This is a genomic window from Pelagibacterium lacus, from assembly GCF_003345525.1.
Taxonomy (GTDB): Bacteria; Pseudomonadota; Alphaproteobacteria; order Rhizobiales; family Devosiaceae; genus Pelagibacterium; species Pelagibacterium lacus.
In genome coordinates, this window is the sequence record NZ_QQNH01000017.1 from 1 (window position 1) to 23,675 (window position 23,675).

Below are 23,675 nucleotides of genomic sequence, written 5' to 3' on the forward strand. Positions count from 1 at the left end.
CCGGCGCTCGATACCCCCAACATCAAGTGGCCTGGTTTTGCGCCGCCCAATGGCCGACTTTTACCCCGCCGTTGACATGTCTCTTGTTTCTCGCATGGAGGCGATACGCGGCTTGAGCGTTGCTACCATCGGCCTGATGGTCTTGAGGCGGGCCATGTCACTCCTGCTGATCGCGCTTGCGGTCATAGGCGCGCTGCTGGGCTTGCCTGCTCTGCTGAGCAGCGGGCTTGCGGGATGGGGGCTTGCGGGGCATGCTACTCAATTGGTTTGGAGGGCCAGGCATGCGCTGGACGCTGCATTACCACGCCACGGACTCGCCAGAGGAAAGCGAGCACTGGTGGACCTTATGCCGAGTAAAGGGCGAAGCCGCATATGTGGAGCACACTTGGCTGATAACAGCTTCTGGAACTTCCTCTGAGGGAACAACCCGATATTCGATCACGCAATCGCTCAAGCGCGCTCCGCCGGAAGCCATCGCCAAGCTGGCAGAAATCCTGGCTACTGAGGACATCAGAGAAGTTGAGGGCCTTCCCAAATCCCCCCACTAGATGAGCATACGCCAATTGGCGAAGCCTGGCGCCCGATGTGGCTCTACGCCGCTGAAACTGATGCGGGGCTTCTGTTGCCAGGTGCCCGCGAACCCCGATGCTGATGCATCATGACGGCAGGGCCTTGCCCCGCTGCGTGCTTGCCACCAGTTACCCCGTGGTGTCGTGAGGCGCGGTATTTGGCTGGTCCGCTCCGTCGAGCCCTCCTGCCTACTGACCGCCTGTCGTCCGCCTCAGGCATCTAAGGGACCGTCTCCCTACTCTGCCCCGGACGCTCCGAGAATCGCTTACCCGGCCAGCTTGTCGGAAGCGCCTGTACCGGGAGTATCGCAGGTTCTGGGCCTGCAATGGAGATTGCGACCGGGTCTGTCGCATTGCCCTTTCGGGTCACTACGGCTTCCACTCGTCGCAAATCGATTGAATTGGGGGCAGCGTATTGCGTCTCTCGACCTGCACGAAACCCCTACGCGCCGCTTTCGCCCTACGGTCAGGTTCGGACTACTCGCGTTCCCCAAACTGAATTGCCGGCCAACATGCCTAGACGGCAAGATTCGCTATCGCCACAATTTAGGACTACGCTCACTCAGCGCCAGCCGATGCGGCGGGCTGGCACTGAGAGATTGAGACCCGACAAGAGGTTAACTTTCGCCGTAACCACGGAAGGAAACGTTATGCCCCATGCGATCTTGTCTGACCGAGTGGCCACCTGCCCTGAATGCCTATCCGACAATGAACTGATCGGAAGCGAACTGGTGCCCGGCATCGAAATCCACTGCTCTCAATGCGGGGCATTGATCGGCCGTTGGTCTGATACGCGAGATAGGCACGTTGACAGTGTCCCGCATCTCGATGAAGCAAAAAGGCCCACCGAAGCGAGCCTTAATCTATAGTCACATTGACCACCAATATCTGATCACTACTATGATTTGGCCCCCTTCGCAAGGGGGGCCAGCGGGGGGCCAGCCTATGCCGCCTCCTCGGTTTGCACCGGATTTCCATCCTCGTCACGAACGATCTCGACCTTGCTTCCGTCGCTCCAGCGGTGTGGCCGGGTCTTGGCTGGCGGGTCGAGTTTGAAGAACACGACAAGTTCCTCGACCGCCGCCAGCAGGTCCGCCTCAGCCTTGCGCCGGGCCTTGCCGCTCTCGCCATATTCGAGCTTGGCCGCGAGCTTGCGAATGGAGGCGCCGCCAATCACCACCATGTCGACGATGCCGGCCGACCGTGTCCCGAGGGCTTTGCGGGCATTGGTCAGTTCGCGCCGCGCATCGTCCTGGGCGCCGCTGATCTGATCTTGCTTCGGGCCCGAGGTATCGACCTTGACCTGTTCATAGTCCGTCGCGCGGGCGCCACCGATCTGGGCGCGGTCAAACAGGTTGCCGTACCGGATGGCGGCGAGCGTCTGGGCCTCGGTCCTCGCCTTCACCCGTGCCAGCCCGCCGATCAGGATGACCATGTTGTGCGGCGTGAACTTGCGCTCCTGGTGCTTGGTCTGAACCTCGCCATTGGCCACCGCCTCCAGCAGTCCCTTGGTGACACTCGGATCGTCCGTCAGGCGGCTGGCGATGACCTTCTTGTCGTCGCCCGTGCCTTTGTTGACGATAGAGACGAGCTCGTTGTATCGGCGGCGGGCCAGCTCGCGCTGGGCAGCCTCTCGCGCCATCGCGTCGTAAAGCTGGCGCAAGTGATCCATGGCCAGCATGTATTCTGGGGAATGCTCGGTTACAGCCGCGCTCAGCGCCGCCTGGGCAGCGGGGAGGGCGGCAAGGGCCTGCTCATAGGTGAGCGGCTTGGTCTTGGGGCCCGAACGGGGCTTAGACATAGATCGACCTCTCGGTTGAATGAGAGGTCGGGCAGTCGAAGTGAGAACAACAATATGGAGCATTCGACTTAACGGATCAAGCGCAAAGCGAATCCGCGAACAATCGCAGGTTATCGACCCCTGGCGCTCGGGAACGCGGTCTGGTCTCCGCCGTTCCGGTGTTCCAACAAAGGAGTTTAGCGACCATGTTCATGCGTGTGGACCGACTGATAACCGACCTGCCGCCTCCCAAAAAGCAGGATCCAAATGCAGCGGCTGCCTTGCAGGAATTGCTCGGGGGCAAGTACGGCGAAATGTCGACGCTCGGAAACTATATGTTTCAGAGCTTCAACTTCCGAAGCAAGGATAAGCTGCGCCCATTCTATAGCTTGGTCGCTTCGATCACCGCCGAGGAACTGGCCCATGTTGAACTGGTAGCCAACGGCGTTGCCATGCTCAACAACGGACCGGAAAAGCCCGGCCAGGATGAGGGAGACGGGGGCGACATCTCCAAATCGCCATTCGAGGCGATGCAGGATATCCGGCTCGCTTCGGCGTTCCTGTCGAATGGCGGCGGCGCGACGCCCGTCAATTCAAACGGCGTATCCTGGAGCAATGACTGTGTGACCACGACGGGTAACGTCCTCTTCGATCTGCTGCACAATTTTCATCTCGAATGCGGGGCGCGCATCCACAAGATGCGGGTCTACGAGACCCTTAGCGATCCGACCGGCCGCGAGGTTTGCGGATATCTCCTCGTTCGCGGCTCGGTGCATGCCCACTCCTATGCGCTGGCGATCAAGAAGCTGACCGGCGTGGAAATCGAAAAGATGCTGCCGACGCCGAATATCCCGCTTGCGAAGATACCGGAATGTCAAAAATACCTGGATGAAGGCTCGCATCGCCGGCTCTACACATGGAGCGAGACTGACTATGCCGAAATCGCCGGCATCTGGTCAAATGATGAGGTCGCGCTGCCTGATGACCCTCCAGGACCGCTAGAGGTTGTCGAAGGAATGCCGGACGGCGGCAAAATACATCAACTGGCTGGCGTACCTTCTGCATTCACGCCCGACTACGCACCAGAGGAGTTTTACGAGATCGCGGCGAAGCTCTACAAGAAGTCGTTGTGAGCATGTTGGCGGCCCTCCCTTCCAGGATTAGGCCGCTTTCCTCTTTTTCCGCGTCTTCCTGAACCACACCGAGGCGAGCGCTCGACCGACCGGCATGCGGTGGGTCTTGGCAAATGCCTTGGCCTCGATGCTGAATTCCTCGCCATTGCCGCTCAGCGCCTCCGATAGCGCGTCGGGCTCGACACTGTGCCGGAACTCGTCATCGGTCATCAGGATTTCCGCTGCCCGAACATGCTCGCCCTTGATCGGTGCGAGTTCGGCTTTCGCCAGAACCTCAAGGATTTGCCGTGCCCGCATGGCGCCGCGCTTGTCGACGAGCGAGCGGATCGCGCTGACGGCCACGGTTTGGCCCGGCTCGTACTGCGCGCCGGGATGACGCATGATCGTGACGCCGGCCCTGTTCGTGACCTGGGCAATGGTCAGAGCCTCAGGATCGTCCGCGGCCAATTCGGCCCAATACATTTCGAGGGGTGAGACGTTCTTGCGGTTGGCGTTGACCGTGACAAACGTTTCAGCCTCGGCAACGGTACCTCCGGCCTCGATGATCGTGCAGGGCACCAGCGTGACGCTGGGATGGCGCTTCGCCGCCTCAAGGCGGTGCTGGCCATCGATGGCGTGATACCGCCCGCCCTCGATCTTGGAGAGGGTCAGCGCGCCGAAACTGCGCCAGGAGAACCAATCGAGGATTTTCTGAACTCGGTTCTCGTCGATCCCGCGTTGATAGGTCGGGTCGACGTCAATAAGGCTCACGTCGATCCAGTCCAGGTCGGGCAGAGGCCCGGGGTCTCGATGAAGTGTCTCGGTCATGATGCACCTCCTTCGGATTTATTGCGCACTTTGGCGAGCATCATCGGATCGACATTATGGAGGTCAGACACCTCTTCCTGGGTCGGGATGCGGGCATTGAAAAACGCCAATACATCGGGGAATTCCCACAAGATATCCTGATGCCCCGATGCGATCACTGCTGAAACAACCTTGCGCAGGAGCTTCGCAGGATCGATGTCGATTTCTCCATCGATACCGAACGGTCGCCCATCTACCATCTGCGAGGAACTGCCCTGCATCATCTTTGCGATTGCTCGGATCGTGATGTCAGCCGGCTGACTGGCGGTCGCTTGCGAAGTAACGGTCGCCGCGTTTCTATGGGCACGCTCCGAACGGCCTTTCCGACCAAGCGCCGTCAGGGCGTCCGCCATCTCGCTACACGTCGCCTGGACGGGCACATCGAAAAGCTGCGCTGCAGCAGCGATCAGATTTTCTGTGGTTGCGAATTGGCCAGTTTTGATGCCAAAGGCGCCTACATAGGCCTCCAACTGCGGGCCTCCCGATTGGGATTTCCAAGGTTTACCTGTCATTTGCAATCTCCGTCTTTTTCGCTTTTCCTAACCTTTAGGGCACTGCATCACCCGCCTAATAGCACTTCCTCCAACGGGTTAAGACCTTGAGGGAAGGTGTCAGGAGACACACTACGCCCAGCGGACTGGGCGCAATGATCGATAAGACCTCTCGGTCGGGACTATCGACGCAGTCGGATACCGTTTGTCCTTGCTTAAGGGCGCGTAGCGGCGGGCTTTGACTACGCATGAACGGCGCTCGCAGGCCGAAGCCTCCCAGCGGCACTCGCAACCAGCCATCCGACCGACAGGGTTGCGCGTCCCCGGCATTATCCGGGATCTAGTGCGGGAACGGGTAAAGCAGTGCCCCTCTTGCTGCGTCCGGCCGCGGTCTCGACCCGCATTATGGCCATGTCACCCCTTGCGAGGGCTTCGACTCTCTTAAGCAGCTATGGCCGATCCTTTCAGGCGATCGGGTTGGCGGCGTTCCATTCCGCCATGCCTTTCAGCTTCCTCGTGGCATTCTGCCTGCCACGTCCCGGAGGGTTCGGGTCCGCTATGGCCTGCCGTTCACCGCTGTCGCGCTACCGGCTCCCGTTGCGGGCGGTCGGGGATCAGCTCATGGCCGCGCCTCCCGGATCAGCTTGGACAAGACACGCTGAACGGCAAAGATGCCCTCCGACTGGTGCATGTCGTTGAAGTCGTCGCCCATCTCAGGCGGAATGGTGTAGGGCCTTTCGGCCTGCCGGGCGAAATATTCCCCTGCCCCCAGCCCGCCGAACTGCTCCGGCTTGACCTTGGGCGGGGCGTCGTGGTCGGCCGCAATAAAACAGCGTCCAGAAATGGCGCGCGCCACCTTCACGATATTGGAAGCTGAGAACCCGACCAGCACGGCATCGTGGCGATTGAGCCCGCGCAGGGCCGCGCAAACCGTCAGCGCGGTCGCATAGCCCTCGCATATCCACGTAACTCTTCCCGAGGCGACCGTATGAAAGGCCCCGGACATTTCGCCGCCGAACAGGAATTTTTTGGTCCCGTCCTCCCAGATCAGTTGTACGCTCGAAATGCGCTTGCCGATCTGGGCCGGCACCACAATCGCCGATCGGCCGCCAGCAGGGACAAGATATTCACCACCAAGGGCCCCGATAATTTCGGCGGAGGCAACGAGCGCTTTTCCCGAAGGAAACCCCTTGGCCGCGAGATAGCCATGCGTGTCGAATTTTGCAGCCCTGATGATCAGGGCTGCGATTGAAGCCGCTCGCGCCGCCCTCTCGCGATCATCGCGCCGGTCCCTGGCTCGGCGCTCTGCGAAACGCTTCTTTTCGGCCGGGGTGAATTCGGATTTCACCCAGACCGTCGCTTTGTCCCCTGTCTGCCAGTTGACGCAGGTAACGCGATCCTCATCACAGATCAGCCGGCCATCACCCTTGCCGTTTTTGGCCGTGGTATCGGCCTGCACCCATCGCCTCATGGTGATCCGCCCTTTTGGGGGCACCACGCCCACCGACGAGCAGGCTTCAACAATGGCCTCTTCCAAAGTCATGCTGCATGCCTCCGATTTTGCTTCCGGAAGCGTTTCACCTCGCGCTCAACCAGCCCATAGTCATCAACCGAGACCTTCTGGGCCTCGTGCTTCATGTCGAAAAGTCCATGCGGGAGCTTGCATCCCGGATAGATGCCAACCCAAATTCCGTAGGCCCACTTCCGCGCGGCCTCCGGGCCCTTGCGAGAATTCGCGAAGCAATAGGTCAACGCCGCGTTCCAGATCCTGCGCGGGTCTTTGAGGCAATCTGCGCGCAAGCCCTTCCGGGGCTGAAAGGCGCTTTTTGTCGAATGCTCAAAGTCGATCAGTTCGCCGGCGACGGTCTGGATTTCGCCGCGCGCCGGCCGCTCCCATCCGCATTCGCAACGATCCGCAGCTGGCTCCATCTGGGTGCCGCACTCTCCACAGAACCGTTCACGCTTAATCTTTTCGGATGGCTCGCGAACCTCGCTGTCCTTCGCTTGTGCGTTCGAGAGGCTGTCGACGCCATATTCGTAGAGCCAGGCCGTGTCGTCGGCGAAGGATATGCAGTTGCCCGAATGATCGAGCCACAGGCCGAATTCCTTGCCGGGCGCGATCCGCATGACGCGCCCCATCTCCTGAATGTGACTGGAAAAGGATTTGCGATACGGGCGGCAGGAAATGCCACAGAGCACGTCAGGGACGTCGAAGCCCTTCGTCAACACCTCACACGACACCAGGCCGTCAATGGCGCTGTCGGGCTTGCGGAACTCCGCAATCTTGTCCTTGCGGTCGGTGGTGCCGTTATCGAGATAGCTGATCTGCTGGAAATTGTACCCGGCCTGGGCGAACTGCCGGCAAAGCTCAGCGCCGTGCTTGACCGACGGAGAAAATACGATCGTCTTGACGGGCCCGCCGAAATGTTTGGCGGTCTGCGCGATCCAGGTCTGAACCACGTCACCAATGATCGTGATGCCGCGCTGCCCGGCCTCTTCCTCCTCGTACTCGCCGCTAAACTTTTTCTTTGCGCCCTTCATGTCGGGCGAGACGCAAGCCTTGATCTTAAGGGGCGCGAGATACCCCTGTTTGATAAGCGCGTTGACGGTGATCGAGTTGACCAGCCCGTCCCATTGCTCCGCCATGCCGGCTGTAAATGGCGTGGCCGTCAGCCCAATCGCTTTGGCGGCCGCGGCGCGCTCGATCAGATCCGTGACCGACTTGTAGCGCGAGTGGCATTCGTCCCAGATGATGAGGTCCGGTAGATCCCGGACCGAGCGCCGACCGAGCGTCTGGGCGCTGACGATCTGCACCTTCTTGCTGGAATCCGTCAGCCAGTGATCAGCCTGCATGACCCCATACTCAATTCCGTAGGGGTCAAATCTCTCCATCGTCTGGTCGACAAGCGTCACCCGGTCGACGATGAACCAGATGCGGGAACCCTTCGCGATCGCTTCCAGGATCAGCTTGATGGCGGTTTCCGTCTTTCCCGAGCCGGTTGGCGAGACAAACACCTGCCGGCGCCTGCCCTGCCTCACCCCATCGCGCAGGCTCTCGATCCCATCTTCCTGATAGGGTCGCAGTTCGATCTGCTTGGGCTTGAACAGCATCATGCCGCCACCTTGGGAGCTTCATCGATCATGCGGCCGCACGTGCCGAGGAACCACGACCATTCAATTTCGGAGACGTGGGCGGGCTTTGTGCGCGTGAGAAATCGGGCAAAGGCTTCGGCCCACTCGCGAGGAGCGCCGGCATCGAATTCGACGATTGCCGCTCGCTCCTCGAACGATGCCTCGCGATCGCGCCGGAGGAGGTCTCCGATGGCCTCCCGATGTTGCGCGAGAAAGGCCCGAGCCTCGGCGGGCAGCTTGCGGCTATTGATCAAACGCAGCTGGTCGCCGTCGAGCACGACGTTGGCACCGAATGACCGGATGCGATCGAGGATGGCGGCAGCATCAGCCATTGCCACCGCCTCTCGGCGCGAGCGGGATCACATCGTCATCGCCATACCCCAGCTTCTCGGCTTCGGTCTTCCAGAACTTGGCCGATTTCATCCAACTGACCTTGTCCGCACTCTCGGTTTCGAGCCGGGTTTGAAGGACGCGGATTTCTTCGTCCTTGTCGGCGATGACCTTCTCGAACCCGCCCCGCTCGAACTGGACCTTCATCTCCTGCCATTTGGCGTTGTCGACCTTGAACGCGGCGACCTCGGCTTCGAGCGAGGCGTTGGCTTCGCGCAGTTCGTCGTTCTCGGCCAAGAGGAATTCGATCCGTTCGGCGTCGTCAGCCTTGGTGGCGCCGCGCGCCGCGATACGCTCAACCTTCCGCGCATTGTAGGCCTTGAGGTGGTCGGGCAGGTTTTCTTGGTTCGCTTCGCGCTGGCGGTCGAACTCGGCTCTTTCGTCCTGACGCTGTGCCTTCTCCGCCTCTCGCCGCTCCTTTTCGGCGGCGACACGCTCAGGGTTCAGGGCGCGCTCGACGGTGGATTTGGAGAGACCCGTTTCATCGGCAACCTTGGAGGCCACGCCTTTCGGTCTGTGTCCCTTTCCGTCCTCCCTCTGACTTTCAATCGCGTCAATTTGCGGCGATTGATGCTCGCGCAATTCGATCAATTCCGCGTATCGCCGGATTTGTTCGTCCCGTTGCTGCTTCGTCAGGCCCGCCCGATGCAGGTTCTCCGCGAGGGCCCACATTTCGGTCAGCACATCGATATCGCCAAATTCCGGGATCGCCCCGTTTTCTTCGAACCGGATGGTTTCGATTTCCGTCCAGCCTAGTGTGCGAGCGGCGGCGATGCGGTGGCGGCCAGTGACCACACGATAGATGAGCCGGTCGTTGCGACCTCGTTCGTCCGTATCGAACCGCTCGAACGTCACGACAACCGGAGTATGCATCCCGATTTCCGACATCGATCGCGCCAATCGCGAAACCGCATCAGGCTCAATAGGACGCGGTCCCTCGTCGAGGACGATATCGGCCAAAGGAACAATCGTGATCTGCCGAGACTTGATCATAGCCGCGCGACCCCGCTCGCATCGCAGAACCGGTTGAGGGCGCGGCGCAATTCCAACTTGGAAAAGGTGCTTTTGGCAAACACGCTGATATGACGCAGGCCGCCGTTCGGCCCAGGAGCGTCAGCGCACGCATCGATGAACTGCACAAGTGCCGCCCTGAGTTCCATCGCCCTGGCCTCACGTGGCGCTATGATTTTCGGCGCAGCTTCGCCGGTCGTGATCTCGTCACGCATTTTTCATCCTCGATGTCTGGGGTCTGGCGCGGATCTCACTTCGACTGCCCGACCCGGTTAAATTCGTGTCAGGCGGCGCGACTTGGCTCCGGCACCATGTCCGGCCACTCCACGCCATCAGGCCAGTGCTCAGCGAACCATCTCACCGCCAACCGATAGCGACCGGTCGTCAGATCGGCACCGCCGCGTAAAAGGGCGAGCTTCTTGCTTTCTCCAAACAAACGGTTGCTTAGGGTCGTTTCTCGAAGACCCGTTGCCTTGAGCCAGATATCGGCTAGCGCGATGATGTGTGAAACATGGGGCATAGCGCCGTTATCGGTTATTTAACCGAGTATGTCAACGGTCTTCTAACCGATGGCGGTTTTAAAACCCATTCAATAGGATGGGCGCCATGTTGAAAGATGTTCTCGACCGGATCGAATCTCGCCTGGATGCGCTGGGGCTTTCAGCGACGGCAGCGTCTCGACGCGCCAATCTCTCACTTGATGCCATTCGGAATATGCGCCGCAAGGTTCAAGCCGGAGACATACACGCCGGGGTGAGTTCGCGCACGATCGATGCACTTGCTCCCGTTCTGGGAACAACGGCATCATGGCTTCTGACCGGCGACGGACCGGCGCCGGAAGGAGCACCTGCTCCGGCCAAGCCCACGACTTCCTTGATCCCGGGGCATGAACTTCTCGGCACCGGGACCATGCCTGTCTATGCTGCCGCGATGGGCGGTGAAGGCCACATCATCGTTACCTTTGATGAGATCGATCGTGTGAAGCGCCCCGCCGAGCTTGAGAACGTCAAGGGCGGCTACGGCCTGCTTATCAAAGGCGATTCAATGGTGCCAGCCTTCGATGAGGGCGATATGGCGCTGGTCAATCCCCATCTGCCACCAGCGCGAGACAAGAATGTGATCTTGTATCACACCCCCCCTGACGGTGCCGAAGCCGAGGCAATGGTGAAGCGCCTCCTGAACTGGACCGACAAGGAATGGACCTTGCGCCAATACAACCCACCGATGGATTTCAAGGAGTTCCGGCAGGAGTGGCCGGTGTGTCATAGAGTGGTTGGAAGGTATGACGGCCGATGACCCCCGAACGCTACGTCCAATGCCTTGAGATATTGCGCTGGACCAACGAGACACTGGCCGAAGCGCTGGGGTGTGATGAAAGCCTGACGGAAGCCTATGCTGTTGGGCTTGCGGAGGTGCCGATGAAGCTGTCTGCCTGGCTGGAAGTTGCGGCGCAGACGCATGAAGCGCTGGAGACCGAGCTGCCGACATCGCTCAAGGGGAAGCGCTTCACCGAACGGGAGCTGTAATCAGTAAGGAGGCCACGTGAACCAGAAGGAACGCGACTGGATTATCATCGGGCTCTTGGGCCTGCTCTGCGTATTGGCAGTCATCCTGATTTTCCTGTTAATCTATGGGTTCCGGTTGTGACCACAAAGCCAGGAGACGGCATGAAACGACTGATCATTGCGGCGGCGTTTATGACGCTGACCATGCCGACGCTGGCGCAGGAGATCCATCCTCCTACAGATACCCAGCCGCGCTGCTGGCTTGGCAGTGCCAGCTTCTCACCGGGCGCAACGGTTAAGGCCGGCAACGCGGTACTGGAGTGTTCATCGGATTACCACTGGATTGCTACCGAACAATGGTCTGCCGGCTGCTATCACAGCGGTGCCTTCTTCAGTACCGGCGCTATTCAGAACTCATCAAATCAGCAGCAAGTGCTCACCCGCTGCGAGCCTGACGGCACATGGGCGATCTACACGCCGGAGAGATGATAGAGCAGCATTTGAGGTAGGCTCCGGCGAGATGTAAATCCGCAGACAGACCTATGGGGGAAATATGCGGTTACAGCAGGTAAAGATCAGTCCTAAGACGGCGATAAAAATTGGCGCGTGGTCGGACGAAAAATTAAAGGCCAAGGATTTTCCGTTATCGAGGAAATCAGGCGGCCGTTATCCGCTGACCCGGCGCTATCGCTGGCAAGTTATAACGTTCGAGTGCCATAGCCGATCGTTTCGCGTACTTTGCGCTTACCACCAGCAAATACCGGAGTTTTTCGCCGTTCTTGCGGAACAGTCTGACGGGGATTGTAAGGTAATCCTGCGCGTGGAATGGCACCAAAGCCATCCAGGCTGGCACATACATTCGGTGTGCGGCCATTTTGAGGACACGGTTTCAGGTATATCTTCACCGAAGCAGATGAAGCGAATCCCCGACAGCAAATCCGGCCATAGAAGGAAAACATTCCTTAACACCGGGCACGTTATGGGGGATAATGTCGCGACTGCCTTAGCCTGCGAGGCGCTAGGCATCCAGTACGACAAGGAACTTTACGTCTACGGCGCTCTATCATGGTGAGCAAGAAAGATATCTGTCAAGCATTCTGCCAGTCCGTAGAGGTTAGCTCCTTTTCGGGCGGCTTGGCCGTGAGTACGCCGTACCTCAACCATCTTGGCGATCCAATCGGCATCTATCTTCTCGGCAACGATGGCGGCCCCTATCGGATCATCGACAATGCAATGACCGTCGCATATCTGGAGGCCGAGGGTGCAACGCTCGATAGCGCGACCCGGCAGCAAGCATTCGTGCAATTGCTCAATCAATACGGGGCATCCTATGACGCTGAGAACGGTGAGTTGTTCATCGACGCCGTGAGTGAGGCAAAAGCGCCAAAAGCGATCCTCGACTTTTCGGCACTCCTGCTCCGGCTCAATGACATGCTTCTGCTAACTCCAGAGCGGGCGGCCAGCACATTTACTGACGATGTGAAAAAGGCCCTTCTGGGAGAACTGAGCGGTAACGTGCCCTACACCGAAGGCGAACCTGTTTCCGACTCGATCAAAGAAGTGATCCCTGACCTTACATTCTATCCTGAAGGCCGGGACCCTGTTGCTTTGTTTATAGTCACATCAGAGCCGAAAGTTTGGCAGGCCATCCATCTCAGGATGGTGGCCGATCATGAGGCGCATGTTCCGCTTTCGATCATGGCGGTACTCGAAACAGACAACTCTGTGACTTCATCGCTCCGGGTTCAGGCGGACAATAGACTAGATGCCGTACCAAGGTTCAGAAACGAACCGCAGCAGGCGCTAAAGCGGATGGTGACTGAGATCGTCGGCAGGCACGCAACGGTTCACTAAGCGCCCACTCAAAGCAGAACCCACCCCGCTCCGGCAGCCTTTCTTTTGCCCGATGGGCGCTGTCAGCGCGAATTGCGCCATGCCTCTATGTCTTTGCAGAAGAACGGAATGATGATGCCGCTTATCACAGGCCGGTCTTGGCCGTCCGGTGTGAACTCATAAATTGCATCGTTCACTGCATCCCATGTCCCGAGGTATTCGCCATCGGCCGTGACGACTGATCCATCATCGAGAAGGTTGATCGCGTATGGAAGGGCTGGACTGGTCATCCAGTCAGAATAACCGACCTATCCCGTTTGTCAGCCCCCCTACCCCAGTCCGCCCCTTACGGGCTTATCGCCTCCAACGAAAGTTCAAGCCCCCCCGCCCTTTACCTCTCGGGCTCAATGGCTAAGCTTGGCAGCGTCATAATGGACGTTTCCTCCCTACCCCGCCCTTTGTGGTGGGGTCTTTTTTAACGGGCCGACCTGCCGATACTTGGGGGCTTCTCGACAGGCCGGCCCTACCCCACGCGTTGGAGGTCCGCCGCAACAGGGGTTGCCATAGGCTCGGAACTGAATGTGGCTATGGTGAGGCCCGCCGGTCGACTCTCCCCGTTCACTATGGTTTGATGGTCCCGGTGTAGTTGCGTGGAGTATGAGTATGGTGAGCCCAACCGATGGCTTTCAGCGAACCCGCTACATTTCCAGGATATCGGTTACCTTGGCTCTCACTGTCGTGGTGACAGTGATTAGCGTTTACCTCGCCATCGATTGGCTTCCGCTCTGAGGGTCAGTGAAGCCCCGGCGTTAGCTCGAACTCCCTCAGCATTTCCTGCATAGCCTCGAGCAGCCATTTCGGCGGATAGCGATCCATTAGCGTTTCGCCTGCCGCGAGCGGCGCAACCCCCTCGCCAATCGTTCCCATCATCGGCAGGACGACAAACTCCTCCTCTTCCGCCAGCGGACCATAGGGCTCCAGATGGAATAGGTAGCCCGGAAATGATCTCCTGAGCCGTTCTATGATCCTTGGGGCAGCATACTCAGCCGCCTTGCCCATGCTGGCCGGCGCGATCACAACGAATTCCGTAATTTCCTGCGTCATCGCCCTACCCCGCCATTTCCATGAGCTCATCCGGCAACGGCCCATATTGCGCTAGGATCACTGCATCCTCCCAATCGCCGGTCGACGGCTCGCCACGCCGAGAGAACGCCACCGCGGCGTGAACGCTGTGCGACAGGCGCTCAGCAAGATACTTGCAATGCGCCTCATCTCGGGCCTGCCTCGGCTGATCCGCGATCAGCACCCCCTTCTTTCCCTTCTGAAACGTCTGAACGACAAAATAGGTGACCATCACCTGCCTCCAGTGTTCTCGTTATGTTCTAATTAAGGCGGAGAACTCCGGAGGAGTCGAGTCCAAAAATCGCAGAAGAGGCAATGTAGGTTAATTAACCGATAACGGTTGACTTCGGTTTAAAAACCGATATGGTTACTGAAGTCTTGCCGCCGAGATAGGGCCGGCGACTAGACGAAAACGGCTCAGGCGGTGCGCTAACACCCGCCTGAGCTTCAACCAAACGACCGTTGGAGGTTCATATGGCTACCAAGGACAATACCCCACTTGTCTGCCCTTCACCAGATGGCCAGTCGATTGCCGATCTGATGGCGGAAGCCGACAAGGTCGCAATCAATATCGATGCGCTTTTGTTTCTGATCGAGGAAGCAGCGTGGAAGATGGTCAACTACAACACAAGCGGTCGCGTCTGTACGTTGGAAGACCACAACCGCGCTGCTGCGCTTCACACAGCCGCCGAAATGGCACGCCGAGACTTCCTGATCGTTCAGGAAGCCGTGTCGGAAGGAGGGCAATTCATCACCGTTCGAGCATCGGGGAGCGCGGACGAGGAAATCATTGCTGCTTATCAAGATTGGGCAGCGGCATATGATGCTCTAGCACTTGCGGAGAACGATACCGAGAACACCGCCTCCTATGAGGCATTTCGGGACGCGGAAGCCAAAGTGCTTGGCTTCGTTCCGACCACGGCGCGCGGTCTGGCTATTCAGGTCACGGTGTTCACCAGCTTCTATGAGTTTGACACCCTAGCCGACAAGCACTTCGACATAGAGGCTCATCTTGAGGCTGTCGCGTCTGTCAAGCGACCGGCGTCCTTCCGCGGCGGCGAGGCCTTGGACCTGGACCTGGAGGAATTGGCATGATCACCGAGGCAGTTGATACCGTCACCGACCAGTTCGACAAGGTCGGCGGCATTATCGATAACATGGAGACGGTTCGGCATCTGAGCGACGTGATCAACGGCAAGATCGAGAAAATCCTGCTGAGCGAGCGCCGCCGCCGAGATGAGCCCGGCGGTTCCGTCGCGGTCAGCTTTACGCTGCGCGAGATCGAGCTTTTACTTTGGGCCACCAGCAAGGCTGTAACTGCGGCGGACACTCTCTCTGCGGAGCTTGATGTTGCCCGCAGCCGCCTGTTGGACGCGTTCAACCAGGATACGAGGGACGCAGCATGAAGCGGCGTGACGCGCTCAAGGGCCTAACGCTTCTCGGGTTTCTCTCGGCTGGCGCACCAGTTCAAGCCCATGAGGTTGTACCGGCGATTTCTGAACCGGAAATATCGCCCGAGCTTCGGAAGCTGTCCAAGGCTCTCGAATTGATGAAGCTGTTCGAGAAGGCCGATGACAAAAATCACCTCGAGATGATCGCTGATCTTCGGGAGAAGGGTAACGAGGGCGTCGCCCGATCCTTCGAGGACTACCGGCGCACGCTCATAGGCGGGAGGGGAATAGCATGACCCGCCGCCAGATCGAAGACGAGATCGAGCGGCTTATCGCGCTGCTCGACCAGATGGACGGCAATCCCGACGCGGAGATCGAGACCGACCACGACCTCAACCCCATCAGCCTTGATTTCGACCGGCGCCCAGAGTGGCGCGTCAGGAGGGCAGCATGAACCCCTTTACGACCGATAGACAAATTCAAGACGTCGCTTCCGATGTGCGCCATGAACTGTTCATTCTCAGCGCCCTGCTGGTGTCGCTGGAAATTTGCTCCGACGTCCAGTTCGAGAACTGCGCCGAAGAGGCCACGTCATTGATCATCGTCGCCCGCGAAAGGCTGGGCGTGCTGCTTACTCACGCGGACAACGCCGTCGCCGGAATGGGAGGCGCAGCATGAGCGCGAAACCTATCGAGGAAATGACAAGCGCGGAGTTGGACGCGGAGTTTGCCCGGCTGCTGCGCCGCCTCCCAGTCGATCAGCTCGAAGAAGTCGCCCAGCGGCTGCATGATCTAGCGGCGGAATACCGAAAGCCGGAAGGGAAGGCAGCATGAGCTACGATCCCATCAAGGTCACACAGGCCGGTGACGCCCTCAATCGTGGCATCCCCATCGTCAACACAGTCTGGCTCGCCCTTGGCAATGCCGAACTGGATCGGGACGTGGATCGCGCCGCAGACACGCTTTTCGAGGCCCGCGCCAAACTGATCGAAGCCCAGCGTCTTATCGGCCTCCATAACGAGCCGGAGCCCGGCGAATGACCAATATCAAGCCCAAGTTCATCGAGATCGACGGCGGCCGGGTTACGTCCGTCAGAATCACTGACGCCGATGGCGAGCGCTTCGCCCACTACGACGGCGACCCCTTCGTGTTCTTTATCGACCTTGTGGATCAGGACGGGGGCCGTACGGGACTGTGGACCGGATCTGACTATCAGGACGCCGTCCGCGAGGCCGAGTTGTGCCGTCGCGAATGGGAAATCGACGAGCCGGTCCACGACCTGATCGCGGGAGGGACGGCATGACTTATGCCACCAAGCAAAACATCACCGACCCTGCGACCACCGCACTCGATATCGAGATCGCGCCGGGCCTGCGTGTCCGCGACCTGTCGTCTCGGGCCGAATGCGCACAAGCCGTCGCCCTTCTCCAGAAGGACGTTAACCGCGTCGTCGGCCAACTGCACAATGCGGAAAAGGAGCGCATCGAAACCGGAAAGCCAATCGACAAGGTTTGGCGCCTCCGCGCGCAGGGCGCCATTGGCCACATGCGGACAGCCATCAAGGCCGTCAACGTCCACGCGGGCACGTTCCCTCGCGAGAAGAAACCGTACGAAATCACCGCGCCGCAAGCCATCCTCGACACGATGCGGGAGGAACTGGGCGATGTCGAGTTCGACCGGCTCAAGGCAATCGCGAAAGAGCGTCGGCCCGAAGCATTCCAGAGGCGGGAGGCCAGACATGACCCAGCCTGATACCGACCATCAGCCCCCGTTTACCCCAGAAACACTTTCGCGGCGCTGGGACTGCTCTCCGCAGCATATTCGTGATTTGGTAGCGGCGGGTCAGCTTCCTGCCTTCCGGGTGGGCCGGTTGATCCGCATCCCAGCAACCGCAGTGAGAGACTTCGAATGTCCGAACTCCGAACCAAGCTCTACCGGGGCACCTGGTACGCCGTATGGAACGATCCAAGTGGCGCCACCCAGAGGCGTTCCCTTCGTACCAAAGATCGTGAGGAAGCCGAACGACGCCTGATCGACCTCAAGGTTGAGATGGCGGCGCCGCCGGGCTCCCTCGTGGGCGAGATCGTCGATGCCTACCTTGCCGAAAAAGAGGGCCGGATCACCGATCACGAGCGCTTAAAATATGGATGGGAGAAGGCCAAATGGCATTTTTCCTACCTGCGGCCCGACCAGATCACGCGCGACGTCTGCCGAGAATATGCCGAGGCCCGAAGAAAAGAAGGGGAAGAAGCTCGGGGACGCCCCACCGGAGATGGCACGATCTTGAAAGAGATCAACATCATCCGCCAGGCGCTCAATTGGCGTGGCGTCCAGGGCGCGGTGTTCGAAGCACCGAGCCAGCCGCCACCGCGCGATCGTCATCTGACGCGTGCCGAGTTTGCAAAGCTCCTCGCTTCATGCGGCATGTCCCACATACGGCTGTTCATGGTGCTGGCATTGTCGACGGCCGGACGCAAATCGGCGATCCTGCAGTTGACGTGGGACCGGGTGGATTTCGACCGGGAACAAATCCGGTTGGCAGTCGTGGGGGAAAGGAACCGCAAGGGCCGTGCCCTCGTGCCCATGACAGATCGTGTCAAAGCCGAACTGCTCGAGGCAAAGAAGGGCGCGGTGACGCCCTATGTGATCGAGTATGCCGGCAGCAAAGTGCTGAACATCAAGAAGGGATTCGCCGCGGCAGTGAAGCGGGCCGGCCTGGAAGATGTCACGCCACATGATCTACGCCACAGCGCCGCTGTGTGGATGGCCGAGCAGGGAATTCCAATGGACGAGATCGCGCAATTCCTGGGCCACTCAGACCCTCGAATTACGTATCGCGTCTATGCCCGATACTCTCCGAAATATCTCAAGAAGGCGGCCACCGCCCTCGAATTCTGACCCAACTGGTTCAATTGAACCACGGTTCACTGTCTGCAAACCGCCCCTCGATGAAAAAATATCAGTAAATTCAAGGGGTTAGATGGTGGGTGTAACTGGGATTGAACCAGTGACCCCTGCCGTGTGAAGGCAGTGCTCTCCCGCTGAGCTATACACCCGTCTGGCCTGGCCGCGTTGGGCTGCGCCGAAGCCTGCCTCCACCAGGGAGGACCAGGAGAGAATGGTGGGCGTAACTGGGATTGAACCAGTGACCCCTACGATGTCAACGTAGTGCTCTCCCGCTGAGCTATACGCCCATATTCTCCTGGAGCGCGCGATGCCACAAGACGTCGCGCAGGGCGGATACACCACAATCGCCCGCCGGGGTCAATAGGGTTTCTCCGATTTGTGACGGCCGGGATCAGGCCGCTAGAAGCCGTTCGACCTCGCCGACCAGTTCGCGCAGATGGAACGGCTTGGAGAGCACCGAAGCGCCCTTCGGCGCCTCGCTGTCGGGATTGAGCGCGACCGCCGCAAAGCCGGTGATGAACATCACCTTGAGGTCCGGATCGAGCTCGGTGGCCCGCCGCGCCAGTTCGATCCCGTCCATTTCCGGCATCACGATATCGGACAGCAGCAGGGTGAAGGGCTCTTCGCGCAGCCGCTCATAGGCCGATCTGCCATTGTCGAAAGCCACCACGTCGTAACCGGCATTTTTCAGCGCCCGGGTGAGAAACCCGCGCATGTCGGCATCGTCTTCAGCCAGCAAAATCCGGTTCATATGTCGTGACCCTCGTCGCTCGATCCCAGGTGCCTGCCGCAGGGCTCCGTGATTCGCAACTTTTTACCAATCCAGCCCGGGGCGCAACACTCACATTCGCGTCTGCGGCACTCCGCGCATGTGGACATTCCCGGCCCGGCCATGCAAATTATACGCTCCATGCCAGCGGCCCCGCGCCCGGAGCGATACGTGCAGTCAGACTATCACGACAGACCGGCTTTCGAGACGATACGCCCCCGGCGTCAGGTCGCTCCCATCGTGGTCAACTCCCCCCATTCGGGGCGCGACTATCCCGACCGCTTCCTCAAGCTCTCCCGCCTCGACGAAACCGTGATCCGCCATTCGGAAGATGCCTGGGTGGACGAGATCTTCGCCCGCGCCCCGCATATGGGCCTGCCGCTGCTGCGCGCCAATTTTCCCCGCGCCTATCTCGACGTCAACCGCGAGCCCTACGAACTCGATCCGCGCATGTTCCGCGATCCCCTGCCCGAGCATTTCAACACCTCTTCGCCGCGTATCGCTGCGGGACTGGGCACCATCGCCCGCATCGTTTCGGAAAACCGCCCCATCTATCGCGAAGCGCTCACTCTCGAGGACGCGCTGATGCGGATCGAAGGCATCTACAAGCCCTATCACAAGACCCTGCAGACCCTTTTGAGCGAGACCCTCTCCCGCTTCGGCGTCGCCATCCTCATCGATTGCCACTCCATGCCGCGCCTCAATCGCGGCAATGACCGCTCGGTCCCCGACGTGGTGCTGGGCGATCGCTACGGCACCACCTGCGCGCCGGTGCTGATGGATACGGTCGAAACCGTCTTCGCCGCCGCCGGGCTCAACGTGGCCCGCAACCGGCCCTATGCGGGCGGGCACACCACACGGGCCTATGGCCGGCCGCAATATGGCATTCATGCCATACAGATCGAATTTTCCCGCCACCTCTACATGCACGAACTGACCCTGCAAAAACATCGCGGGTTCCCGCTCATGCAGCAATTGGCCGAGACGCTGCTCGCCGCGCTGGTGCGCTTCGACGCCATTGCCCTGGCCCGCACCCCACACGCGGCGGAATGAGCCCTGAACGATCCGGAAAGCTGGGGGAGAAAAGAGTGGGCCGCACAAAGCGGCCCAAGTCAAGGGAGGAAACATTGGCAGTTCAGAAACGGAAATCCGCTGCAAGAACCACCAATCCATCATGCAATATTGTGCTTGAACCTTTTTTCCCTTCGGCGCAACCCTGAGCACGCGCCCGGTTTTGCAATGGGACAGTCCTGTTGCAAAAAGGAATCACTTTCTTAAACCTTTTGTTAGGATATTTGGCCAAACCGGCCCTTCCCTGCAGATGAACCCTCTTTTCGCGCAACAAACTGGATCTTCATGACAAATCCGTCATCCGGGCCCCTGGAGCCAATCCGGATCGCCCAGACCCTGGGCGCCTGCGCCGATGCCGCACGCCCGATCACCCTGGCCATGTTCCGTACGCAATTGTCTGTGGATAACAAGCTCGACAAGGGCTTCGATCCGGTGACCGCCGCCGACCGCGACGCCGAGACCGCCATCCGCGCCACCATCGCCGCCGCCTTTCCAGACCATTCGATCATCGGGGAGGAATGGGATGCCAAATCCACCGCCAGCCCCTATTGCTGGATCGTCGATCCCATCGACGGCACCCGCGCCTTCATCACCGGCGTCCCCGTATGGGGCACGCTTGTCGGGCTGACCGAGAACGGCCGCGCCATCGCCGGCCTCATGGAACAGCCCCATAGCGGCGAACGCTGGCTGGCCGTCGACGGCCAGCTCACGGCCACCCGGCACGGCACCCCGTTCCCGGCCCGGGCCAGCGGGGTCACCGAATTGGCGCAGGCCCGCGCCAGCACCACGTCTCCGGAGCATTTTTCCGGGGCCCATCTCGAAGGCTGGGATGCCCTGTGCCGCGAAGTGCTGGTCACCCGCTACGGGCTCGATTGCTATGCCTATTGCCTGCTCGCCAGCGGCCATCTCGATCTCGTCGTCGAGGCTGGATTGAAAAATGTCGATATCGCGCCGCTGGTCCCGATCATCGAGGCGGCCGGCGGGGTGGTGTCCACCTGGAACGGCGAGCGCGCCGAGCAAGGGGGCACCTGCGTCGCGGCAGCCACGCCCCAATTGCACGAGCAGGCCATGAAGATTCTCTCCGACGCCATGCTGCGCTGACCGCCTGCGGCTCAATCGGACTGTTCGGTCACGAAGGCGTCGAAGGCGGCCAGCACCTGTTCGCGCACGGCGTCGGTCTCCATGAACAACTCATGCCGGGCACCGGCGATCACCACGTGGTGGCCGGCCTTGAGCCGCACGCCCAGCGCCTCGGTGGCGGCGGTCGCCACCACGCGGTCGAGCGCCGCGGCGCAGATGAAGACGGGAATTTTGAGGGTGGCGGGAAAACCATCCGCATTGGCCCTCACCATGGCACTCAGCGCCGACCCGATCCAGCCCAGGGTTGGCAGGCCCACCATGAGGTCCGGCCGCGCCGCCAGCACCACCGATATGCGCCCGAACCGCACCTCGTCCCGGGTCAGCGGATTGCCGGCAAAGGCCATGTTGGCCGGGCTCATATCGGCGCCGCGCCCGATCGGCAGGCGTGACAGCCCGAGATAGCGCAGGGCGTTGACCACCCGCGCGCTCCATTTGAGCGACAGGGGCAGGCCCGGCAGCCCGATCATGGGGGAGGACAGAAACACCCGGTCGAACATCAGCCGGTCGCGCGTCGCCGCCAGAAGCCCGATCAGCCCGCCCGTCGAATGGCCGACGAGGTAATAGGGGGGCGGGCAATCCGGCAAGACGATCCCCGCATGGAAATCCCTCAGATCGGTCCAGTAATCGTCGAAATGCTCGACATAGCCCAGCCGAGGATTGCCGATCAGCCGGTCCGAGCCCCCCTGCCCGCGCAGATCGTAGGTCGCGACGGCAAAGCCCCGCTTCTGAAAGTCGGCAATGGTCTCGAAATATTTCTCGATGAATTCCGTCCGCCCCTGCACCAGGACCACCGTGCCCCGCGCCGCTTCGCTCGTGCGGGGAAACAGGGCATAGCGCAGCCGCACCTTGTCGCTGGTGGTGAAAAACCCCGCCCGCGCGCCCGATGGGACGGGATTGGAGTCGAGATGAACCAGGCTGGGTTCGGAGATGGTGGCGGCCATGTTCACGTGTGCGCTCTCCTTGGCGTTGCCGCAAGGATAGCCCAGACGGGCGGTGATGGGAAAGCGGGGGAGGGGGAGGCGCAGACGCCATTGCGGGGGGCGGTGAACGGCGTCTGCGCTGTTTATGACCCCGTCTCCGGGGCCACATGCCCCTTTCTATGGCCAGCCACCTGAACGCGAGCCGATGGCGCCGTTCAGATTCAATTCAGGTGCCGTTGGCCGCGCCCGCTTGTTGATTCCAAACCCCTTGAAGGGCGAAAACGGCTTCCTACCTAATGGCTGTCCGCCGGATGATCCGGGGACGCCGCCCGCCGACCGCTCGCCGCCTCAGGGAGCCATGGCAGGCAGCACTGATCAAACGTTCTTGCTCAATGCCAGGAGAACTTGAAAATGCAACGCTACGATTTTTCCCCCTTCTATCGCTCGACCGTCGGCTTTGACCGCCTGTTTTCGCGCCTCGACAACCTGGTTGCCGAAGACGCCAAGAGCTACCCGCCCTACAATATCGAACGCACCGGCGACGACGCCTACCGCATCACCATTGCGGTGGCCGGGTTCTCGTCCGGCGACATTGCGATCGAGACCAAGGAAAACAGCCTTCAGGTCAAGGGTGCCCGCGACAACAGCGCCAATGACAAGCAGCGCGAATTCCTCCATCGCGGCATCGCCGAGCGCGCCTTCGAGCTGCGCTTCCAGCTTGCCGACCATGTAGAGGTTTCCGGCGCTGCGATCGAAAACGGCCTGCTCCATATCGACCTCAAGCGCGAGCTTCCCGAATCCAAGCGTCCGCGCCAGATCGAGATCAAGTCCGGCACGACCCAGACCATCGAAGACAAGACGGTCAACTAAGCATGCCTATGGCGCGGCCCCATTGGGGCCGCGTCTTTTTGATTCCAGCGGAACCGTCCGGCCGGCTCGGCAATTGTCCGCTCGCTAGCTGTCACAGCAAAAAGGATTTTCATTATGGCCATTCCCTCGATTTCCCTCGGCAAGGACGACAACGCCCGCAAGGTGGTGATCGACATCCTCAACGCCCGCCTCGCCGACGCCATCGACCTGGCGCTGATCACCAAGCAGGCCCATTGGAATCTCAAGGGCCCCGACTTCATCGCCGTCCATGAAATGCTCGATCCCATGCGCGCCGCGCTCGACACCCATGTCGACACCATCGCCGAGCGTGTGGCCCAGCTGGACGGGATTGCGCTCGGCACCTCCCAGATCATCGCCAAGCAGACCTCCCTTGCCGCCTATCCCACCGATATCCGCAAGACCAAGGACCATCTGACCGAACTGGCCAAGCGCTATGCCACGCTGGCCAACAAGGTCCGCGAGGACATCGACGCCACCGACGAAGCCGGCGACGCCGACGCGGCCGATATCCTCACCGCCCTCTCGCGCGATCTCGACAAGAATCTCTGGTTCATCAAATCCCATCTCGAATAAATCCGGTTTTCGGTCTCTCTCGAAAAAGGGGCGTCCCGCACATCGCGGGGCGCCTCTTTGTTTTGGACTGCCTGTCCTCAAAAACCGGACCTGATCGCCCCAAAAGAGGACGGAAATGCCGTGTTGTGCATATTTTTAGGGCAGCATTGCTGTCTCTTATTGACATTTGCCGCATAATCAGTCACAACTCATCTCATCGATG

Annotated in this window: 35 protein-coding genes, 2 tRNA genes and 1 pseudogene; 22 read left to right on the plus strand and 16 right to left on the minus strand. The window is 60.2% G+C overall.

Translation table 11 applies throughout. From position 1 onward, the window contains the following. Positions 1-281 precede the first annotated feature (281 nt). Positions 282-548 carry a hypothetical protein gene (locus DVH29_RS16205; RefSeq protein WP_147276071.1) on the plus strand — a complete coding sequence of 89 codons (267 nt, stop codon included), beginning with the start codon at positions 282-284 and terminating at the stop codon, positions 546-548. A gap of 964 nt (positions 549-1,512) precedes the next feature. On the opposite strand, the gene DVH29_RS11575 is transcribed toward DVH29_RS16205, so the two are convergent. Continuing rightward, positions 1,513-2,370, minus strand: a complete 858-nt coding sequence (locus DVH29_RS11575; protein WP_114646341.1) for a hypothetical protein — start codon at positions 2,368-2,370, stop codon at positions 1,513-1,515. A 185-nt stretch (positions 2,371-2,555) separates the two neighbouring features. Between DVH29_RS11575 and DVH29_RS11580 the strand changes: the two genes are divergently transcribed. After that, the gene (locus tag DVH29_RS11580) at positions 2,556-3,482 is read left to right on the plus strand and encodes a manganese catalase family protein (protein WP_114646342.1); all 927 of its coding nucleotides are present in this window, start codon (positions 2,556-2,558) and stop codon (positions 3,480-3,482) included. 27 nt (positions 3,483-3,509) lie between these two features. Here the strand turns inward: DVH29_RS11580 and DVH29_RS11585 are convergent, their stop codons facing one another. From DVH29_RS11585 to DVH29_RS16210, 8 genes are all read right to left on the minus strand, one after another. Next, positions 3,510-4,289, minus strand: a complete 780-nt coding sequence (locus DVH29_RS11585; protein WP_114646343.1) for a ParB N-terminal domain-containing protein — start codon at positions 4,287-4,289, stop codon at positions 3,510-3,512. Continuing rightward, positions 4,286-4,840, minus strand: a complete 555-nt coding sequence (locus tag DVH29_RS11590; protein WP_114646344.1) for a hypothetical protein — start codon at positions 4,838-4,840, stop codon at positions 4,286-4,288. The genes DVH29_RS11585 and DVH29_RS11590 overlap by 4 nt, the downstream gene beginning before the upstream one ends. Before the next feature lie 598 nt (positions 4,841-5,438). After that, the gene (locus tag DVH29_RS11595) at positions 5,439-6,362 is read right to left on the minus strand and encodes a toprim domain-containing protein (protein WP_114646345.1); all 924 of its coding nucleotides are present in this window, start codon (positions 6,360-6,362) and stop codon (positions 5,439-5,441) included. Then, positions 6,359-7,933: a DEAD/DEAH box helicase gene (locus tag DVH29_RS11600; protein ID WP_114646346.1), complete on the minus strand. Its 1,575-nt coding sequence runs from the start codon at positions 7,931-7,933 to the stop codon at positions 6,359-6,361. The genes DVH29_RS11595 and DVH29_RS11600 overlap by 4 nt, the downstream gene beginning before the upstream one ends. After that, positions 7,930-8,283: a hypothetical protein gene (locus tag DVH29_RS11605; protein WP_114646347.1), complete on the minus strand. Its 354-nt coding sequence runs from the start codon at positions 8,281-8,283 to the stop codon at positions 7,930-7,932. Before DVH29_RS11605 ends, DVH29_RS11600 begins: the two co-directional genes overlap by 4 nt. After that, positions 8,276-9,334 carry a ParB/RepB/Spo0J family partition protein gene (locus DVH29_RS11610; RefSeq protein WP_114646348.1) on the minus strand — a complete coding sequence of 353 codons (1,059 nt, stop codon included), beginning with the start codon at positions 9,332-9,334 and terminating at the stop codon, positions 8,276-8,278. Before DVH29_RS11610 ends, DVH29_RS11605 begins: the two co-directional genes overlap by 8 nt. Continuing rightward, positions 9,331-9,567 (minus strand): hypothetical protein, encoded by a 237-nt coding sequence (locus tag DVH29_RS11615; RefSeq protein ID WP_114646349.1) that lies wholly within the window; start codon positions 9,565-9,567, stop codon positions 9,331-9,333. Before DVH29_RS11615 ends, DVH29_RS11610 begins: the two co-directional genes overlap by 4 nt. 68 nt (positions 9,568-9,635) lie before the next feature. After that, the gene (locus DVH29_RS16210) at positions 9,636-9,872 is read right to left on the minus strand and encodes a hypothetical protein (RefSeq protein WP_147276072.1); all 237 of its coding nucleotides are present in this window, start codon (positions 9,870-9,872) and stop codon (positions 9,636-9,638) included. A gap of 86 nt (positions 9,873-9,958) precedes the next feature. Here DVH29_RS16210 and DVH29_RS16615 point away from each other — a divergent pair, with 86 nt between their 5' ends. The 5 genes from DVH29_RS16615 (at position 9,959) to DVH29_RS11635 (ending at position 12,711) form a co-directional block, all read left to right on the plus strand. After that, complete coding sequence (locus tag DVH29_RS16615) at positions 9,959-10,648, plus strand: S24 family peptidase (RefSeq protein WP_245944964.1); 690 nt, start codon at positions 9,959-9,961, stop codon at positions 10,646-10,648. Next, positions 10,645-10,878, plus strand: a complete 234-nt coding sequence (locus DVH29_RS11625) for a hypothetical protein (protein ID WP_114646351.1) — start codon at positions 10,645-10,647, stop codon at positions 10,876-10,878. The genes DVH29_RS16615 and DVH29_RS11625 overlap by 4 nt, the downstream gene beginning before the upstream one ends. A 141-nt stretch (positions 10,879-11,019) precedes the next feature. Then, positions 11,020-11,346: a hypothetical protein gene (locus DVH29_RS11630; protein WP_147276073.1), complete on the plus strand. Its 327-nt coding sequence runs from the start codon at positions 11,020-11,022 to the stop codon at positions 11,344-11,346. 64 nt (positions 11,347-11,410) lie between these two features. Beyond that, positions 11,411-11,929, plus strand: coding sequence for a hypothetical protein (locus DVH29_RS16215; protein WP_147276074.1), 519 nt, complete (start codon positions 11,411-11,413; stop codon positions 11,927-11,929). Then, complete coding sequence (locus tag DVH29_RS11635) at positions 11,923-12,711, plus strand: DUF1828 domain-containing protein (protein ID WP_114646353.1); 789 nt, start codon at positions 11,923-11,925, stop codon at positions 12,709-12,711. The genes DVH29_RS16215 and DVH29_RS11635 overlap by 7 nt, the downstream gene beginning before the upstream one ends. A gap of 62 nt (positions 12,712-12,773) precedes the next feature. On the opposite strand, the gene DVH29_RS16220 is transcribed toward DVH29_RS11635, so the two are convergent. The 3 genes from DVH29_RS16220 to DVH29_RS11645 form a co-directional block, all read right to left on the minus strand. Next, the gene (locus DVH29_RS16220) at positions 12,774-12,980 is read right to left on the minus strand and encodes a hypothetical protein (protein WP_147276075.1); all 207 of its coding nucleotides are present in this window, start codon (positions 12,978-12,980) and stop codon (positions 12,774-12,776) included. Between the two features lie 502 nt (positions 12,981-13,482). Then, positions 13,483-13,794, minus strand: coding sequence for a hypothetical protein (locus tag DVH29_RS11640; protein ID WP_114646354.1), 312 nt, complete (start codon positions 13,792-13,794; stop codon positions 13,483-13,485). 4 nt (positions 13,795-13,798) lie between these two features. Further along, positions 13,799-14,044, minus strand: coding sequence for a hypothetical protein (locus tag DVH29_RS11645; RefSeq protein ID WP_114646355.1), 246 nt, complete (start codon positions 14,042-14,044; stop codon positions 13,799-13,801). A gap of 242 nt (positions 14,045-14,286) precedes the next feature. On the opposite strand from DVH29_RS11645, the gene DVH29_RS11650 reads away from it, so the two are divergent. From DVH29_RS11650 to DVH29_RS11685, 11 genes and pseudogenes are all read left to right on the plus strand, one after another. Then, a complete protein-coding gene (locus DVH29_RS11650; RefSeq protein ID WP_147276076.1) occupies positions 14,287-14,907 on the plus strand; it encodes a hypothetical protein in 621 nt (206 codons plus the stop codon). Next, entirely contained in the window at positions 14,904-15,218 is a 315-nt protein-coding gene (locus tag DVH29_RS11655) for a hypothetical protein (RefSeq protein ID WP_114646357.1), read from the plus strand. Before DVH29_RS11650 ends, DVH29_RS11655 begins: the two co-directional genes overlap by 4 nt. Next, complete coding sequence (locus tag DVH29_RS11660) at positions 15,215-15,499, plus strand: hypothetical protein (RefSeq protein ID WP_114646358.1); 285 nt, start codon at positions 15,215-15,217, stop codon at positions 15,497-15,499. Before DVH29_RS11655 ends, DVH29_RS11660 begins: the two co-directional genes overlap by 4 nt. Then, a complete protein-coding gene (locus DVH29_RS16410; protein WP_158541651.1) occupies positions 15,496-15,657 on the plus strand; it encodes a hypothetical protein in 162 nt (53 codons plus the stop codon). The genes DVH29_RS11660 and DVH29_RS16410 overlap by 4 nt, the downstream gene beginning before the upstream one ends. Continuing rightward, entirely contained in the window at positions 15,654-15,881 is a 228-nt protein-coding gene (locus tag DVH29_RS11665; protein ID WP_147276077.1) for a hypothetical protein, read from the plus strand. Before DVH29_RS16410 ends, DVH29_RS11665 begins: the two co-directional genes overlap by 4 nt. Continuing rightward, positions 15,878-16,036, plus strand: coding sequence for a hypothetical protein (locus DVH29_RS16415; protein WP_158541652.1), 159 nt, complete (start codon positions 15,878-15,880; stop codon positions 16,034-16,036). Before DVH29_RS11665 ends, DVH29_RS16415 begins: the two co-directional genes overlap by 4 nt. Then, entirely contained in the window at positions 16,033-16,242 is a 210-nt protein-coding gene (locus DVH29_RS11670; RefSeq protein WP_114646360.1) for a hypothetical protein, read from the plus strand. Before DVH29_RS16415 ends, DVH29_RS11670 begins: the two co-directional genes overlap by 4 nt. Continuing rightward, positions 16,239-16,505, plus strand: a complete 267-nt coding sequence (locus DVH29_RS11675) for a hypothetical protein (protein ID WP_114646361.1) — start codon at positions 16,239-16,241, stop codon at positions 16,503-16,505. The genes DVH29_RS11670 and DVH29_RS11675 overlap by 4 nt, the downstream gene beginning before the upstream one ends. After that, on the plus strand, positions 16,502-16,954 hold the full coding sequence (locus DVH29_RS16420; RefSeq protein ID WP_158541653.1) for a hypothetical protein: 453 nt from the start codon (positions 16,502-16,504) through the stop codon (positions 16,952-16,954). Before DVH29_RS11675 ends, DVH29_RS16420 begins: the two co-directional genes overlap by 4 nt. Then, a pseudogene (locus tag DVH29_RS16735) lies at positions 16,941-17,096 on the plus strand (helix-turn-helix domain-containing protein); the annotation flags it as partial. The gene DVH29_RS16420 and the pseudogene DVH29_RS16735, both read left to right, overlap by 14 nt. A gap of 14 nt (positions 17,097-17,110) precedes the next feature. Continuing rightward, positions 17,111-18,100, plus strand: coding sequence for a tyrosine-type recombinase/integrase (locus DVH29_RS11685; RefSeq protein WP_114646363.1), 990 nt, complete (start codon positions 17,111-17,113; stop codon positions 18,098-18,100). A gap of 83 nt (positions 18,101-18,183) precedes the next feature. Here the strand turns inward: DVH29_RS11685 and DVH29_RS11690 are convergent. The 3 genes from DVH29_RS11690 to cpdR all read right to left on the minus strand — a co-directional run bounded on the left by DVH29_RS11690 (position 18,184) and on the right by cpdR (position 18,860). After that, positions 18,184-18,258: transfer RNA gene (locus tag DVH29_RS11690), tRNA-Val, on the minus strand. A 63-nt stretch (positions 18,259-18,321) separates the two neighbouring features. After that, a tRNA-Val gene (locus DVH29_RS11695) sits at positions 18,322-18,396 on the minus strand. Positions 18,397-18,500: 104 nt separating this feature from the next. Beyond that, positions 18,501-18,860: a cell cycle two-component system response regulator CpdR gene (gene cpdR / locus DVH29_RS11700; RefSeq protein ID WP_114646364.1), complete on the minus strand. Its 360-nt coding sequence runs from the start codon at positions 18,858-18,860 to the stop codon at positions 18,501-18,503. 159 nt (positions 18,861-19,019) lie between these two features. On the opposite strand from cpdR, the gene DVH29_RS11705 reads away from it, so the two are divergent. Next, positions 19,020-19,931 carry an N-formylglutamate amidohydrolase gene (locus DVH29_RS11705; protein ID WP_114646365.1) on the plus strand — a complete coding sequence of 304 codons (912 nt, stop codon included), beginning with the start codon at positions 19,020-19,022 and terminating at the stop codon, positions 19,929-19,931. A gap of 303 nt (positions 19,932-20,234) precedes the next feature. Continuing rightward, positions 20,235-21,050, plus strand: coding sequence for a histidinol-phosphatase (gene hisN / locus DVH29_RS11710; RefSeq protein WP_114646366.1), 816 nt, complete (start codon positions 20,235-20,237; stop codon positions 21,048-21,050). 11 nt (positions 21,051-21,061) lie between these two features. On the opposite strand, the gene DVH29_RS11715 is transcribed toward hisN, so the two are convergent. After that, positions 21,062-22,030, minus strand: coding sequence for an alpha/beta fold hydrolase (locus DVH29_RS11715; protein WP_114646367.1), 969 nt, complete (start codon positions 22,028-22,030; stop codon positions 21,062-21,064). 390 nt (positions 22,031-22,420) lie between these two features. Between DVH29_RS11715 and DVH29_RS11720 the strand changes: the two genes are divergently transcribed. After that, positions 22,421-22,879 (plus strand): Hsp20 family protein, encoded by a 459-nt coding sequence (locus DVH29_RS11720; protein WP_114646368.1) that lies wholly within the window; start codon positions 22,421-22,423, stop codon positions 22,877-22,879. 114 nt (positions 22,880-22,993) lie between these two features. Continuing rightward, positions 22,994-23,473: a DNA starvation/stationary phase protection protein Dps gene (gene dps, locus DVH29_RS11725; protein ID WP_114646369.1), complete on the plus strand. Its 480-nt coding sequence runs from the start codon at positions 22,994-22,996 to the stop codon at positions 23,471-23,473. Positions 23,474-23,675: the final 202 nt, after the last annotated feature.

What these genes read in the sequence shown, in the direction of transcription:
- DVH29_RS16205 (WP_147276071.1), top strand. Translation starts at nt 282, where the DNA reads ATGCGCTGGACGCTGCATTACCACGCCACGGACTCGCCAGAGGAAAGC.
- DVH29_RS11575 (WP_114646341.1), bottom strand. Translation starts at nt 2,370, where the DNA reads ATGTCTAAGCCCCGTTCGGGCCCCAAGACCAAGCCGCTCACCTATGAG.
- DVH29_RS11580 (WP_114646342.1), top strand. Translation starts at nt 2,556, where the DNA reads ATGTTCATGCGTGTGGACCGACTGATAACCGACCTGCCGCCTCCCAAA.
- DVH29_RS11585 (WP_114646343.1), bottom strand. Translation starts at nt 4,289, where the DNA reads ATGACCGAGACACTTCATCGAGACCCCGGGCCTCTGCCCGACCTGGAC.
- DVH29_RS11590 (WP_114646344.1), bottom strand. Translation starts at nt 4,840, where the DNA reads ATGACAGGTAAACCTTGGAAATCCCAATCGGGAGGCCCGCAGTTGGAG.
- DVH29_RS11595 (WP_114646345.1), bottom strand. Translation starts at nt 6,362, where the DNA reads ATGACTTTGGAAGAGGCCATTGTTGAAGCCTGCTCGTCGGTGGGCGTG.
- DVH29_RS11600 (WP_114646346.1), bottom strand. Translation starts at nt 7,933, where the DNA reads ATGATGCTGTTCAAGCCCAAGCAGATCGAACTGCGACCCTATCAGGAA.
- DVH29_RS11605 (WP_114646347.1), bottom strand. Translation starts at nt 8,283, where the DNA reads ATGGCTGATGCTGCCGCCATCCTCGATCGCATCCGGTCATTCGGTGCC.
- DVH29_RS11610 (WP_114646348.1), bottom strand. Translation starts at nt 9,334, where the DNA reads ATGATCAAGTCTCGGCAGATCACGATTGTTCCTTTGGCCGATATCGTC.
- DVH29_RS11615 (WP_114646349.1), bottom strand. Translation starts at nt 9,567, where the DNA reads ATGCGTGACGAGATCACGACCGGCGAAGCTGCGCCGAAAATCATAGCG.
- DVH29_RS16210 (WP_147276072.1), bottom strand. Translation starts at nt 9,872, where the DNA reads ATGCCCCATGTTTCACACATCATCGCGCTAGCCGATATCTGGCTCAAG.
- DVH29_RS16615 (WP_245944964.1), top strand. Translation starts at nt 9,959, where the DNA reads ATGTTGAAAGATGTTCTCGACCGGATCGAATCTCGCCTGGATGCGCTG.
- DVH29_RS11625 (WP_114646351.1), top strand. Translation starts at nt 10,645, where the DNA reads ATGACCCCCGAACGCTACGTCCAATGCCTTGAGATATTGCGCTGGACC.
- DVH29_RS11630 (WP_147276073.1), top strand. Translation starts at nt 11,020, where the DNA reads ATGAAACGACTGATCATTGCGGCGGCGTTTATGACGCTGACCATGCCG.
- DVH29_RS16215 (WP_147276074.1), top strand. Translation starts at nt 11,411, where the DNA reads ATGCGGTTACAGCAGGTAAAGATCAGTCCTAAGACGGCGATAAAAATT.
- DVH29_RS11635 (WP_114646353.1), top strand. Translation starts at nt 11,923, where the DNA reads ATGGTGAGCAAGAAAGATATCTGTCAAGCATTCTGCCAGTCCGTAGAG.
- DVH29_RS16220 (WP_147276075.1), bottom strand. Translation starts at nt 12,980, where the DNA reads ATGACCAGTCCAGCCCTTCCATACGCGATCAACCTTCTCGATGATGGA.
- DVH29_RS11640 (WP_114646354.1), bottom strand. Translation starts at nt 13,794, where the DNA reads ATGACGCAGGAAATTACGGAATTCGTTGTGATCGCGCCGGCCAGCATG.
- DVH29_RS11645 (WP_114646355.1), bottom strand. Translation starts at nt 14,044, where the DNA reads ATGGTCACCTATTTTGTCGTTCAGACGTTTCAGAAGGGAAAGAAGGGG.
- DVH29_RS11650 (WP_147276076.1), top strand. Translation starts at nt 14,287, where the DNA reads ATGGCTACCAAGGACAATACCCCACTTGTCTGCCCTTCACCAGATGGC.
- DVH29_RS11655 (WP_114646357.1), top strand. Translation starts at nt 14,904, where the DNA reads ATGATCACCGAGGCAGTTGATACCGTCACCGACCAGTTCGACAAGGTC.
- DVH29_RS11660 (WP_114646358.1), top strand. Translation starts at nt 15,215, where the DNA reads ATGAAGCGGCGTGACGCGCTCAAGGGCCTAACGCTTCTCGGGTTTCTC.
- DVH29_RS16410 (WP_158541651.1), top strand. Translation starts at nt 15,496, where the DNA reads ATGACCCGCCGCCAGATCGAAGACGAGATCGAGCGGCTTATCGCGCTG.
- DVH29_RS11665 (WP_147276077.1), top strand. Translation starts at nt 15,654, where the DNA reads ATGAACCCCTTTACGACCGATAGACAAATTCAAGACGTCGCTTCCGAT.
- DVH29_RS16415 (WP_158541652.1), top strand. Translation starts at nt 15,878, where the DNA reads ATGAGCGCGAAACCTATCGAGGAAATGACAAGCGCGGAGTTGGACGCG.
- DVH29_RS11670 (WP_114646360.1), top strand. Translation starts at nt 16,033, where the DNA reads ATGAGCTACGATCCCATCAAGGTCACACAGGCCGGTGACGCCCTCAAT.
- DVH29_RS11675 (WP_114646361.1), top strand. Translation starts at nt 16,239, where the DNA reads ATGACCAATATCAAGCCCAAGTTCATCGAGATCGACGGCGGCCGGGTT.
- DVH29_RS16420 (WP_158541653.1), top strand. Translation starts at nt 16,502, where the DNA reads ATGACTTATGCCACCAAGCAAAACATCACCGACCCTGCGACCACCGCA.
- DVH29_RS11685 (WP_114646363.1), top strand. Translation starts at nt 17,111, where the DNA reads ATGTCCGAACTCCGAACCAAGCTCTACCGGGGCACCTGGTACGCCGTA.
- cpdR (WP_114646364.1), bottom strand. Translation starts at nt 18,860, where the DNA reads ATGAACCGGATTTTGCTGGCTGAAGACGATGCCGACATGCGCGGGTTT.
- DVH29_RS11705 (WP_114646365.1), top strand. Translation starts at nt 19,020, where the DNA reads ATGCCAGCGGCCCCGCGCCCGGAGCGATACGTGCAGTCAGACTATCAC.
- hisN (WP_114646366.1), top strand. Translation starts at nt 20,235, where the DNA reads ATGACAAATCCGTCATCCGGGCCCCTGGAGCCAATCCGGATCGCCCAG.
- DVH29_RS11715 (WP_114646367.1), bottom strand. Translation starts at nt 22,030, where the DNA reads ATGGCCGCCACCATCTCCGAACCCAGCCTGGTTCATCTCGACTCCAAT.
- DVH29_RS11720 (WP_114646368.1), top strand. Translation starts at nt 22,421, where the DNA reads ATGCAACGCTACGATTTTTCCCCCTTCTATCGCTCGACCGTCGGCTTT.
- dps (WP_114646369.1), top strand. Translation starts at nt 22,994, where the DNA reads ATGGCCATTCCCTCGATTTCCCTCGGCAAGGACGACAACGCCCGCAAG.